General features: G+C 36.4%; 11 protein-coding genes. 3 read left to right on the top strand and 8 right to left on the bottom strand.

The features are described 5' to 3' along the window. Positions 1-68: 68 nt before the first annotated feature. Positions 69-1,445, top strand: a complete 1,377-nt coding sequence (gene ktrB / locus B6D67_RS01590; protein WP_023605004.1) for a potassium uptake transporter channel subunit KtrB — start codon at positions 69-71, stop codon at positions 1,443-1,445. 9 nt (positions 1,446-1,454) lie between these two features. Then, a complete protein-coding gene (ktrA, locus tag B6D67_RS01585) occupies positions 1,455-2,129 on the top strand; it encodes a potassium uptake transporter gating subunit KtrA (protein ID WP_002991064.1) in 675 nt (224 codons plus the stop codon). A 54-nt stretch (positions 2,130-2,183) separates the two neighbouring features. Here ktrA and sstT read toward each other — a convergent pair whose 3' ends face one another. After that, positions 2,184-3,398 carry a serine/threonine transporter SstT gene (sstT, locus tag B6D67_RS01580; protein ID WP_010921902.1) on the bottom strand — a complete coding sequence of 405 codons (1,215 nt, stop codon included), beginning with the start codon at positions 3,396-3,398 and terminating at the stop codon, positions 2,184-2,186. 233 nt (positions 3,399-3,631) lie between these two features. On the opposite strand from sstT, the gene brnQ reads away from it, so the two are divergent. Continuing rightward, positions 3,632-5,002, top strand: coding sequence for a branched-chain amino acid transport system II carrier protein (gene brnQ / locus B6D67_RS01575; RefSeq protein ID WP_010921901.1), 1,371 nt, complete (start codon positions 3,632-3,634; stop codon positions 5,000-5,002). Between the two features lie 53 nt (positions 5,003-5,055). Here brnQ and B6D67_RS01570 read toward each other — a convergent pair whose 3' ends face one another. The 7 genes from B6D67_RS01570 to B6D67_RS01535 form a co-directional block, all read right to left on the bottom strand. Beyond that, positions 5,056-5,748, bottom strand: coding sequence for a methionine ABC transporter permease (locus tag B6D67_RS01570; RefSeq protein ID WP_002991836.1), 693 nt, complete (start codon positions 5,746-5,748; stop codon positions 5,056-5,058). Continuing rightward, positions 5,749-6,813, bottom strand: coding sequence for a methionine ABC transporter ATP-binding protein (locus B6D67_RS01565; protein WP_002985970.1), 1,065 nt, complete (start codon positions 6,811-6,813; stop codon positions 5,749-5,751). A 249-nt stretch (positions 6,814-7,062) separates the two neighbouring features. Continuing rightward, on the bottom strand, positions 7,063-7,908 hold the full coding sequence (locus B6D67_RS01560) for a MetQ/NlpA family ABC transporter substrate-binding protein (RefSeq protein WP_010921899.1): 846 nt from the start codon (positions 7,906-7,908) through the stop codon (positions 7,063-7,065). Positions 7,909-8,236: 328 nt separating this feature from the next. Then, positions 8,237-9,079 carry an amino acid ABC transporter substrate-binding protein gene (locus B6D67_RS01555; RefSeq protein ID WP_009880638.1) on the bottom strand — a complete coding sequence of 281 codons (843 nt, stop codon included), beginning with the start codon at positions 9,077-9,079 and terminating at the stop codon, positions 8,237-8,239. A gap of 202 nt (positions 9,080-9,281) precedes the next feature. After that, a complete protein-coding gene (locus B6D67_RS01550) occupies positions 9,282-9,998 on the bottom strand; it encodes a YebC/PmpR family DNA-binding transcriptional regulator (RefSeq protein WP_002985979.1) in 717 nt (238 codons plus the stop codon). Between the two features lie 481 nt (positions 9,999-10,479). Further along, positions 10,480-11,586, bottom strand: coding sequence for a nucleotidyltransferase (locus tag B6D67_RS01540; RefSeq protein WP_010921898.1), 1,107 nt, complete (start codon positions 11,584-11,586; stop codon positions 10,480-10,482). A gap of 253 nt (positions 11,587-11,839) precedes the next feature. Further along, positions 11,840-12,583, bottom strand: a complete 744-nt coding sequence (locus B6D67_RS01535; RefSeq protein WP_014407307.1) for a class I SAM-dependent DNA methyltransferase — start codon at positions 12,581-12,583, stop codon at positions 11,840-11,842. Between the last annotated feature and the right edge of the window lie 11 nt (positions 12,584-12,594).

The following is a 12,594-nucleotide window of genomic DNA, read 5'->3' as shown; positions in this document are numbered from 1 at the left end:
AAGATGAAACTTAGCTTTTTTAACTTATTTTTGTTATTATAGTAGGAGATATTATGTCTGGAGGAAACATGAAACGCTCTTTTATCAAATCTCTTTCAGTCACACAGCGCTTAACATTTAGTTTTGCCATTGTGATTCTGATTGGGACTCTCTTGTTATCCATGCCCTTTACCCATTATCAAAATGGTCCTAATACCGTCTATCTTGATCATTTCTTTAATGTGGTTTCCATGGTTTGTGTGACTGGACTTTCTGTTGTTCCCGTCGCTGAAGTGTATAACGGTATCGGACAAACCATTGCTATGGCACTAATGCAGATTGGTGGTCTTGGCTTGGTGACGTTAATAGCTGTGAGTACTTTTGCCCTCAAGCGAAAAATGCGATTGAGCGATCAAACCTTGCTCCAATCAGCGTTAAATCGAGGTGATAGCAAAGATTTAAAGCACTACCTTTTTTTTGCTTATAAAGTAACCTTTAGTCTAGAAGCCTTTGCTGCGATAGTTATCATGATTGACTTCATCCCCCGCTTCGGGTGGAAAAATGGTATCTTCAATAGTATTTTTTTAGCTGTGTCGGCGTTTTGTAACGCTGGTTTTGACAATTTAGGATCTTCTAGTTTAAAAGACTTTATGTTAAATCCTACATTAAATGTTATCATTACGTTCTTGATTATCTCTGGTGGACTTGGTTTTGCGGTTTGGGTTGATTTAGGAGTAGCTTTTAAAAAATACTTTTTTGAAAGACCTCATTGTTATGGGGCAACTTTTCGTAAATTATCCAATCAGTCTCGTCTAGTACTACAAACCACAGCTGTTATTCTTTTTCTTGGAACCTTCTTAACCTGGTTTTTAGAAAAAGATAACAGCAAAACCATTGCCAATTTTAGTTTACATCAGCAACTTATGGTTTCATTTTTTCAAACAGTCACTATGAGAACAGCTGGCTTTGCAACAATCTCTTATAACGATACCCTAGCACCGACTAACATTCTTTATATGATTCAAATGGTTATTGGTGGTGCTCCTGGTGGAACAGCTGGTGGTATTAAAGTGACGACTGCTGCCATTACTTTCTTACTCTTTAAAGCGGAACTTTCAGGGCAATCAGAAGTTACCTTTCGTAACCGAATTATCGCAAATAAGACAATTAAGCAGACCATGACAGTTCTTATCTTCTTTTTTGCAGTTCTTATGATAGGTTTTATTTTATTACTTAGCGTGGAGCCTCATATCGCTCCTATACCACTCTTATTTGAATCTATTTCTGCCATCGCGACAGTTGGGGTATCTATGGATTTGACACCACAATTGTCTACTGCTGGACGTCTTATTGTCATTGTCTTGATGTTCGTCGGCCGCGTTGGCCCAATTACTGTCCTCATCAGTCTGATTCAACGAAAAGAAAAAACCATTCAATATGCCACTACTGATATTCTAGTGGGTTAAGGAGAAAACATGTTAAAACGTAAAACTGTCGGCGTTCTTGGCCTTGGTATTTTTGGCCGTACTGTTGCCAGAGAATTAAGTAACTTTGATCAAGACGTTATTGCTATTGATATCAGAGAAAGTCATGTCAAAGAGGTGGCCGACTTGGTCACTAAAGCCGCTGTTGGAGATATTACTGACAAAGAATTTCTATTAGCTGTAGGGATTGAACATTGTGATACTGTCGTTATCGCTTCAGGGAATAACTTGGAATCTTCTGTTCTTGCAGTCATGCACTGTAAAAAACTCGGTGTTCCAACCATTATTGCCAAGGCTAAAAATAAAATTTTTGAAGAAGTTCTATATGGCATCGGAGCAACTAAAGTCATCACCCCTGAACGTGATTCTGGAAAACGTGTAGCTTCAAATCTGTTAAGACGTCATATCGAAAGCATCATCTATTTGGAACATGGTATTTCGATGATTGAATTTGTCATTCCTAAAAGCTGGGAAGGACAATCTCTTTCCGAACTAGATGTTCGTCGTAAATATGAGTTAAATGTGATTGGCATGCGTCAAAAAGAAGTTAAAACCTTAGATACTAATGTCAAACCTTTTGAACCTTTAGAACCGAATACTATCATTGTGGCCATCGCTAATGACCACACCTTTGAAAAATTTGATTATCTTGGCTATCTTAAATAATAAAAAAACATCCTTGGCGTTTTCCAAGGATGTTTTTTACTATGTTAAATCTAGCTATGCTTTTTTACGTTTCCAAAAAGCATTTTCAGCAATAGCTGTAAAAAGAACATCGGTTGACGAATTTAAGGCTGTCTCACAAGAATCCTGGATAACACCAACAATAAAACCAACACCAACCACCTGCATCGCAAGATCATTTGAAATGCCAAACAAACTACATGCTACAGGAATAAGTAACAACGATCCCCCAGCAACACCAGAAGCACCACAAGCAGAGACAGCAGCAACAACGCTAAGTAAGAGGGCTGTTAGAAAATCAATAGGAATACCAAAAGTGTGTACAGCAGCAAGCGTTAGGACATTGATGGTAATTGCTGCCCCACCCATATTAATAGTTGCTCCAAGTGGAATTGACACTGAATAAGTATCTTTACTCAATCCAATTTTTTGGCATAATTGCATATTGACTGGAATATTGGCTGCAGAACTTCGTGTGAAAAATGCTGTAAGACCTGACTCACGTAAACATCTCAAGACAAGGGGATAAGGATTTTGTCGTGTAATCAAAACCGCAATAAGTGGATTAACCACTAAGGCGACAAAAAGCATTGTTCCTACTAAAACTAGTATCAAAAAAGCATAATCAGATAAGATTCCAACACCGTTTTCAGAAATCGTAGTGAACACCAGACTCATAATCCCAATAGGTGCCAGATTGATGATCCAAACAACTATTTGTGAAGTAACTTCTGCCGCTGTTTTTATAAGATGCTTTGTTTCTTTACTTGCAGCCTTTAATGCTAGTCCAAAAATAATTGCCCATGATAGCACACCAATATAATTGGCAGTAGCTAAAGCATTGATCGGATTATCCACTAATTTTAATAGAAGTGACTGAAAAACTTCAGCAACACCTTGAGGTGGTGATAATTCTGTATTTACAGGTGTATTTAACACTAACGTCAAAGGGAATAGATAAGCTGTCAGTACTGCTACTAAAGCTGACGCAAAGGTACCAAATAAATACAGAACAATGATTAATGTCATATTAGTCTGTTTCCCTTTTTTCTGATGGGAGATAGCTTGGGAAACCAAAGCAAATACAAGCAAAGGTGCGATAGCCTTTAAACCACCAACAAATAACTTTCCTAAAATACTAAAACCTGTAAGATCAGGAGCCAAAATGCCCAACATGACTCCTATTACAACACCGATACCTATTTTTTTGATTAGACTAACCCTAACCCATAAATCATATATTTTTTTCATACGTTACATCCTTACTAAAGTTACATGTTTTTTATAATAATATAATTCTATCTATTCGTCAAATCGAATGAGCTACATATCTTAACCATTTTTTGTGCTAAGAATTTTCAGTCAATTTCTATTGACTATCGAAGTAATCTTAGATATAATAACCTTTGTTGTTATTTTGACACATAATATAATTAAAATTGTTAGAATCTTCGGATTAGTATCAATAGAAAGACTATTTATAAATGAAACAAAAAAATGTATATATCGTCATTGGATTCATGCTATTTGCGCTATTTTTTGGAGCAGCAAACCTCATTTACCCAGCTTTTTTAGGCATCTACTCAGGTCATCAGATTCTATGGTCTATCATTGGTTTTTGTTTAACTGGTGTCTCCTTGCCTTTACTCGGTGTCATTGCTGTTGCTAAATCTGGATCAGGCGATGTTGAAAGTTTGGCACGCCCCATCTCTAAATGGTATGCAATCTTCTATTCTTCCATTTTGTATTTATCTATTGGCCCATTTTTTGCTATTCCAAGAACAGGAGCCACTTCTTTTTCAGTCGGTATCGCTCCTATCTTAGGAGATAATACAACCAATAAAGCTATTTATGCTATACTATTTTTTGGTCTGTCCTACTTCCTTGCTATCAAACCTAGTAAACTAGCTGAAAATATCGGAAAATTTTTAACGCCAACGTTGTTAGTTGTTATTTCTATTTTGGTTATCGCGTCCTTTGTCCATCCTGCTGGAAATTACGGTGATGCTTTTAACGCTGGGGTCGGTGTTAATAATGCCTTTAAAGATTTTCCTTTTATAGCAGGATTAATTCAAGGTTATGGCACTATGGATGCACTAGCTTCTCTTGTTTTTGCTATTTTAGTCATTGAGGCTACCAAACAATTTGGCGCTAAGACGGACAAAGAAATGACCAAAATAACACTTATTTCTGGGGCTATTGCCATTTTGCTATTAGCACTTGTCTATATCTTTGTCGGTCGTATTGGAGCAACATCACAATCATTATTTCCTTTTATTGATGGCAGCTTTACCCTTCATGGTAATCCAGTTAATGGCGGTCAAATCTTAAGTCATGCTTCTCGTTTTTACCTAGGTGGCATCGGACAAGCATTTCTAGCTGTTGTGATTTTCCTGGCCTGTCTAACCACTTCAACAGGCTTAATCACGTCAAGTGCTGAATACTTCCATAAATTAGTGCCTGCTTTATCTCATATTGCTTGGGCAACTATCTTTACTTTACTATCAGCTTTCTTTTATTTTGGTGGCTTATCAGTCATTATCAACTGGTCAGCTCCTGTTTTATTCCTTTTATACCCATTAACAGTCGATTTAATTTTCCTTGTTTTGGCACAAAAATGCTTCAATAATGATCCTATTGTCTATCGAACTACAATTGGTCTAACCTTTATTCCTGCCATATTTGATGCACTCCTAACACTATCACAAATGACTGGATTATTTCATTTACCAGAAGCCGTTGTAACTTTTTTCCAAAAAACTGTTCCACTAGGGCAATTCTCAATGGGATGGATTATCTTTGCTGCTATTGGTTTTTTAATAGGGCTTATACTAAGTAAAACGAAGAAAAGCTAATGACATCATCTAAACAACAACACCCTAAGTTTTTACTTAGGGTGTTGTTTCGTTTATTTATGACTAAACCTTCTAGTCAAGCTATCACCAATAAATTGGATAGCAAAAATAATTAAAAGAATAATAATAGTCGCTACCCAAGTCACATCATTGTTAAAACGATTATAACCATAAGAAATCGCTACATTTCCTAATCCTCCAGCACCGATAGCTCCTGCCATGGCAGTTTCCCCAACTAAAGAAATTAAGGTGACTGTAGAAACACGAATAAGATCTGGTAAACCTTCACTGAGATACACTTTGACAATATCCCAGAAAGTAGCACCTGAAGCTTGTGCTGCTTCAATAACACCCTTGTCTAATTCTGAAAAAACAACTTGGACCTGACGGGCATAAAAAGGAAAAGTCGCAAAGGTTAAAGGTACCAAGGCCGCTGTTGCTCCTAAAGTTGTTCTTAAAAGCAAATAGGTAAAGCTAGCTAAAATAGCAATCAAAATAACAAAAGGAATGGCTCTAAAAATAGAGGTAACTTTATCAATAACCCAACAAATCGTTTTGTTTTCAATAACACCGTCCGGTCCTGTTAAAACTAATAACAAGCCTAATAAGAGACCAATAGCACCCCCAACAATAAAAGGCACAATGGTCATGTATAAAGTATTCCAAATCGCTAAGCCCCAACCAGCATCTCCAGACCATCCGAGTTCATAAACATTTGGCAAATAAGTTTGAATTAACTGTGACATCTAGGCTCCTCTCTTTAAAATACTAACATCAACACCAGCTTCATGCAAGGCTTTCTCAGCCGCAAGAATATTTTCAGCTTGCCCTTCCAAGACAACAATCATGTCACCAACTGGAATATGATCTAAAATCTCAATATTGCCATACAAAATATTAGCTGTCACTTCAAACTGACGGTAAATGCTATTAAGTAGAGGCTCATCCGTAGAAGTTCCTGCATATTTCAACTGAGCTAGAAGGGCATTTGCAGGCAAATGTTTAACAATGTCTTGTTGGTTAATTTTTTCTAAAGCCTCATCAATCCCTGTAGCTGTTGTGATAAATTCCTGTGTCAAGGCTTCTTTTGGATTTGAAAAGATATCAAGGACAGAACCTTCTTCAATCAAAACACCATTTTGCATAACAGCAACACGATTACAAATATCCTTAACAATTTGCATTTCATGAGTAATCATAACAATGGTAAGGCCAAGTTTGCGGTTTAATTCTTGCAAGAGCGCCAAAATTTGTTTAGTGGTTTTTGGATCTAGTGCTGATGTGGCCTCATCTGAAATCAAAATTTTTGGATCGTTAGCTAGAGCACGCGCAATAGCCACCCTTTGTTTTTGCCCACCCGATAACTGGGCAGGGTAGTTATCTGCTCGCTCTGATAAACCTACAAGTTCTAGCAGTTCGATAACTTTGTGTTCTTTCTCAGTCTTACTTAACGACGAATGACGGAGCGCAAATGCTACATTTTCTTTGGCTGTTTTTTGGGCCATCAAATTGAAATGTTGGAAGATCATACCAATATCACGTCGTTTTTGGCGAAGGGCATCAGCTGACAATTGAATTTTCCCCTGGTCAAAAGTCACATCCCCATCAACAGTGATTTTCCCGTTTGTTGGTGCCTGTAGCAGGTTAATCACACGCACAAGAGTTGATTTCCCGGCACCTGAATACCCAACAATGCCATAAATATCTCCTTGATTGATATGAACCGTGACATCTTTAACAGCTTCGATAACCCGTTTTTTTTGACGGAAGGTAATATCAATATGATCTAATTGAATTATTGCTTCATTCATAAGATTTTAATAACTCCTCTATTAGTACGATATGGCGACAGTAATCTACGATAGCAATGTTTTCATCGCCTGCATAATCATGACTATTAAGATAACATGCAATAGTCTTCCCAAGGTTTCTAAATCCTAAAAGGGAAAAGGTCTTAAATAGCTTTCTAAAGGTAAATTAGTCGTAAACTCTTCCTCAAGCATGCAAGAAAGCATGTGTTTTAAACACGACCACACTCTTGTTATAACAATGGCTAAAATTTACCATACGGATACATCTATACCATTTGAAGTTTTTTCCACGACTTTCTTCACCTCATCAGTTTGGTAGGCCTTGATGAGTTTTTTAATAGCATCAGCCTTCTCTGATTTTTCCCAATCTTTTTGACCTGCAATAATGTTAATCCACTGTTTTGAATTGTCATCTGCTTTTTCTTTGAAAAGAGAGGTTTTGTAGTCAATTTTTGCAGGAACAGCGTAACTATTATTGACAACAGCTGCATCAGCAGATACTAAAGCACGTGCCGTTTGGCTAGCATCTAATTCCTTGATATCTAATTTCTTTTTGTTCTCTGAGATATTGGCAATGGTTGCTAATTGATCACCAGACACATTCAATTTAATGAGGCCAGCTGATTGCAGCACATAGAGGGCACGGCTTTCATTGGTCGCATCATTTGGTACTGCAATTTGAGTACCATTTGGCAGATCAGCTACTGATTTGTATTTAGCCTTTCCATCTTGACTGGTTCCAGAGAAAAGGTTAATTGGGCTGATATAGGTATCAGCAATGGCCACCAAATGTTCCTTATTTTCCTTATTCCAGTTATTTAAGAAATTATAGTGTTGGAAGGCATTAATATCGACTTCACCATTAGCAACTGCCTTATTAGGTTGCGAGTAATCTGTAAATTCTTTGTACTTCAAAGTGATATTGTCTTTTTTCAATAATTCTTCAACTTTATCCCATCTCGCTTGATCAGATTCTGTTTTTGTCATCACCCCAATAGTTAAAGTGTTTTTATCATCTTGTTTTTCAGAACAAGCAACCAATACAGTTGATGCTAAAGCGATTCCGACTATTCCAATCCATTTTTTAAAAGACATAGCGTTATCCTCGATTCATTTTGTTTACGATCATTATTGTATCTTAATTAGATATAGTTTTCAAATTGATAATGGCTAGCATATACCATAGTTTTAAACTATATGCTATGCTAACCATCCTTATTTGTTTAGTCAACAAAAAACTTGGTATTTGAGGACTAAAACCCAAAGCATACTTCTTATACAATATTCACTTCTCAAAAAGCACTTTAACATCTCATTTTGATTAAGGCTATTTGCAATTTTTATAACATAACCTCATAAACTATAATATTGTTTCCGATCAGAAAAACCAGTCTTCTAGATGAATAACTGGTTAATAGATGGTTTAGTTAGCTGTAGGAAGTTTCAACTCTTTATCTGATGGCACGTAATCACCGCCAAGGTGCTCTTTGGCAAGCTTGCTAAGAGTTCCATCAGCAGTCAACTCTTTAATACGCTTGTTAACAAAGCTTTGCAATTTCTCTTGATCTTGACTAAAGATAAAATAAATAAATGGTTGCTCTGTTGAGGTGAGTTCAATTGTTTTGAGATTATCTAACCCTTGATTTTTAATAATGGCGTTAACCGTTGGAGCGTCAAAAATCTTGAAATCTGCCTTGCCTTCACTCAAATTGGTTAACATTTGAGTAATGTTCTCATTGGTGAATTTTAGAGTAACCGGGTTGTCACTGTGTTTCTTATTAAAGTCTTCTAACTGTGCAACACTTGTAGTCCCTTGAACAACTTGTGTCGTATGCCCTTGGATATCATCAAAGCTCTTGATATCACTGTCTTTTGGAACAACTAAAACAGAAGGTGTTGATCCGATTGGATAAGAAAAAAGGTACTTAGCTGAACGCTCTTTGGTAAAGGAAATGTTGTTACCACCCATTTGGTATTTTCCTGAGTCCAAACCTGTAAAGATAGAAGACCATTCTGTTTTTTTAAAGGACACCTTGTAATCATCCGATCCTTTAAAGACTGCTTTAGCCACCTCGATATCGTAGCCAGTTAGTTGACCACCTTTTTCATAAGAAAAGGGAGCTGTTGTTCCAACCGTTGCAAATAAGACTTCTTTAGAACTCCCCTGATTTCCTGACTCAGCTGTTTTTGATGACCCACAAGCTGCTAGCACAAGGGTCGATGCTAGGGCAATTGTTGCCCTTCCTAAATACTGTTTTTTAATCATCCTATCTCTCCTTTTTGTTCTTGTGTCTAGTTTACCATTTTTAATTAGAGTTCACTAATAATTGATTCCTATCAAGTTGATACTGATTTACTATTGTTCATTATCTTCTAACAACGACTATGTTACCTGGTACTTACTTATAAAAGCATCACTTAAAAAGAGCTGAAATAGATTTCAACTCTTTTTATTATTCTATGTCAATTTAAAAATCTGCTACATTATGATACACTTTTTGAACATCATCATCTGATTCAAGTGCATCAATAAGCTTTTCAAAAGTTTCAAGGTCATCACCTTCCAAAACTACTTCTGATTGAGGAATCATTTCAAGTTCAGTAACTTGGAATTCTTCTACACCATTATCGCGAAGTGCTTGGATACCTTTATGAAGATCTGTTGGGGCAGTGTAAACTGTTATTGTTCCCTCTTCTGCTTCAACATCATCTACGTCTACATCCGCTTCAAGTAATTGTTCAAAGACACTGTCAGCATCATCACCAGCAAAAACGATGACCCCTTTTTTATCAAATAAGTAGGATACAGATCCTGAAGCTCCCATATTGCCACCGTTCTTACCGTAAGCCGTACGTACATTTGCCGCTGTACGGTTAACATTTGATGTCAAAGTATCCACAATAATCATTGAACCATTTGGACCAAAACCTTCATAGCGTCCCTCTACGAAAGTTTCATCTGTGTTTCCTTTAGCTTTATCAATCGCTTTATCAATAACATGCTTTGGCACTTGTGCTTGCTTTGCACGATCAATGACAAATTTAAGAGCTGTATTTAACTCTGGATCTGGCTCGCCTTGTTTGGCAGCCACATAAATTTCAACACCAAATTTGGCATAGACCTTTGATGTTGCTCCATCTTTAGCAGTTTTTTTAGCAACAATATTTGCCCATTTACGTCCCATTTTTGTCTCCTTTTAATAGTATTTTATTGAATATTGTCAACATTAACGTTACTAATATTGACTCTAACTCCCTTATTATAGCACTTTGAAAAGCTTTGGTAAAATAGAAATATAAAATCGTTTTAAGCATCACAATAAAAACCAAATAATTGCGTTCCCATACATCAATATTATGTTACAGACAGATTTTGGCGCTTGAGTGACAACAGCTTCCGGTTCACGACCTCCCGTTTAATTAGTATTCCTTTAAAATCTTGTCATCCATAACATACAACGTTCTAAATTTTGGCAACATTCCATTACTACAATTGTCAAAATGATTACTGATATAATCTTGTAAAAACGTTAGCCTGTTCTTCGAAAGTATATCTTTTGACTGACTTTTTTAATTATTGTTATAAAATTTCCTCATTGGATTAACTGAAGTATAAACCATCAACGTAATGTTAGAGTCAAGCCCCCAAAAAAACTCAATTAGAGTTTAATTGAGCCTCTCATTTTTTATTATAATAGGTATTCTTCCAAAACTTTGTTCTGGGATATCCTGATGCCCAAGTTGATAGATGCTGTCTGCTTTTTGTGTCATCTCATCCCAAGTTTCTGCTCCAATTCTAGTAATCAGAGGCCTGCTTTTTTTTAATTTTTTTAAATGTGCTTGTCCTTTTGAGGTAAACCCTAGAATATGAATTCCTTTAGGTAAAGTAGGTTCCTTAGCATTAACCAAAATGTAGGTTAAAATACGTCTTACACGAGCTTTTGTATAGCGTTTGGTAGCAACAGTGTCAACTAGGTGGTCAATATTTTGACTAACTTTTATCGCTTTTTTAATACGACTTGCCAATTCATCATTGACCTGAAAAATACTAGTTAAATCAGAATGGTTCAGAATTTGATATTTTAAGAATGAAAAATAATGGTCCCATGACATATGGGGATTGTTTATAAGTAAACCTGCATTTGGTACTGAATGACTTATGAAATCCCAATCATTCAGGTGCTGTCTAATGGCACTTGCAGAAGCTAGCAGATGATTTTTGTCTTTCGAATGGTAGGCAGCCCCTTGACGCTTGATAGGACATAGTTGTATATGCTTTCCAGCGCTAGCCTTTGCGTAACTTAACCCCAAAATATGATTTGGCGTTTGCCCTGAAAATTTAACTCCAGCAAAGATTTCCCACATTTTTTGTGTTTTTTGTGGATAGCTAAATGTATCTTCAAGCGTCGATAAATAGGCAGTCATTTGCTCTGATTTTTTCTCATAGACCTTAATCAGTTTTTGATAATCAATCACATTCTCTGTCCCAAATGCTAATTGCTGAATTCCTAATTGACAAAGAATATCAATAGCTCCTTGAGCAAAATAGTCTGCTGATTGAACTGAAACGAAAAAGGGCAATTCCACAACAATATCTGCACCATTTTTAAGAGCCATCTCTGATCGAATCCATTTATCAATAAGAGCAGGCTCTCCTCTTTGCATAAAATTTCCTGACATAGCAATAATTTTTAGTCCCTCTGCTGTTTCTAGCAAATATTTGTGTCCATTGTGAAACGGATTAAACTCAGCTATAATTCCGGTAACAGTCATAGAATCTCCTCAAATTGTACTAAATAGTCTTTTATAGGGCTAATAAGAGTTAAATCAAATGCTTAAGCACAACGTATAATAGAAAATGCTTTCTTTAAAGTTGGTAGCAACCTTCAGACATAGTGTCAATCGTAATGTCTCCAATACTTCTAAGCTTTGATAATAGCATTTAATGCCTAATGAACTCTTTTCATATAAGTAACATTCAAGATAATTCATTAAATCCTATAGCTAAAAAGGCTACTTTTTTCTTCTATTTATATGCTACAAAAAACCAACGCTTGCTGGTCTTAGTTGGCTCCTTATCTTCAAAATCAGCATAGACCTTAAATGACTTGAACCCTGCTTGTTCCAACAAAATATCATAAGTCAATAACTCATACGTTCGTTCCTCATGCACTTCATCAAAGCGAGAAAAACGTCCATCGTCTTCTTGGATAAAGAAAGTGAGTTCGTGAACAACAGAGTGAGGAGCCTCGTCAGCATAGGTATCCCAAACCATTGCAAAATCATCTGCATTCTCATGATAGGAATAACCAGGGAAACACTCATCCGTTTGATAGGTTGAATGCACATCAAAAATAAAGATGCCATCGTTTGCTAAAACATCATAAACTTCTTTAAAAACATCGCCAACATCAACTTCGTCTTGCATATAGCAAATGGAATCCGAATAGCAGGTTACAAAATCAAACTGCCCCACCTGTGACAAATCCAGCATGTTACCTTGAATAAAATCAATTTTCTTTTTAGCAGATTGCGCACGCTTTTTAGCAATAGCCAGCATGTCTTGACTTAAGTCTAAACCAGTCACATCAAAACCTGCTTGAGCAAAACGAACTGACTGAATACCGGTTCCACAGGCCAACTCTAACAAACGATTTCGACCCTTAGACTTTGGTAAATGTCGAAGTGAAAAATCTGTCCACAAGTCATATAGAGAATCATCCATCACAGCATCATAAACTGACGCAAATTTTTCATAATTATGTTCCATTATCATCCTCA

The organism is Streptococcus pyogenes, from assembly GCF_002055535.1.
GTDB lineage: Bacteria > Bacillota > Bacilli > Lactobacillales > Streptococcaceae > Streptococcus > Streptococcus pyogenes.
This window is presented reverse-complemented; position numbering and strand designations above follow the sequence as displayed.

Excerpts from the sequence above, each read along its gene's own strand:
- B6D67_RS01555 (WP_009880638.1), bottom strand. The coding sequence starts at position 9,079 with ATGATTAAAAAACAGTATTTAGGAAGGGCAACAATTGCCCTAGCATCG.
- B6D67_RS01570 (WP_002991836.1), bottom strand. The coding sequence starts at position 5,748 with ATGTCACAGTTAATTCAAACTTATTTGCCAAATGTTTATGAACTCGGA.
- B6D67_RS01540 (WP_010921898.1), bottom strand. The coding sequence starts at position 11,586 with ATGACTGTTACCGGAATTATAGCTGAGTTTAATCCGTTTCACAATGGA.
- B6D67_RS01535 (WP_014407307.1), bottom strand. The coding sequence starts at position 12,583 with ATGGAACATAATTATGAAAAATTTGCGTCAGTTTATGATGCTGTGATG.
- ktrA (WP_002991064.1), top strand. The coding sequence starts at position 1,455 with ATGTTAAAACGTAAAACTGTCGGCGTTCTTGGCCTTGGTATTTTTGGC.
- B6D67_RS01560 (WP_010921899.1), bottom strand. The coding sequence starts at position 7,908 with ATGTCTTTTAAAAAATGGATTGGAATAGTCGGAATCGCTTTAGCATCA.
- B6D67_RS01550 (WP_002985979.1), bottom strand. The coding sequence starts at position 9,998 with ATGGGACGTAAATGGGCAAATATTGTTGCTAAAAAAACTGCTAAAGAT.
- sstT (WP_010921902.1), bottom strand. The coding sequence starts at position 3,398 with ATGAAAAAAATATATGATTTATGGGTTAGGGTTAGTCTAATCAAAAAA.
- brnQ (WP_010921901.1), top strand. The coding sequence starts at position 3,632 with ATGAAACAAAAAAATGTATATATCGTCATTGGATTCATGCTATTTGCG.
- ktrB (WP_023605004.1), top strand. The coding sequence starts at position 69 with ATGAAACGCTCTTTTATCAAATCTCTTTCAGTCACACAGCGCTTAACA.
- B6D67_RS01565 (WP_002985970.1), bottom strand. The coding sequence starts at position 6,813 with ATGAATGAAGCAATAATTCAATTAGATCATATTGATATTACCTTCCGT.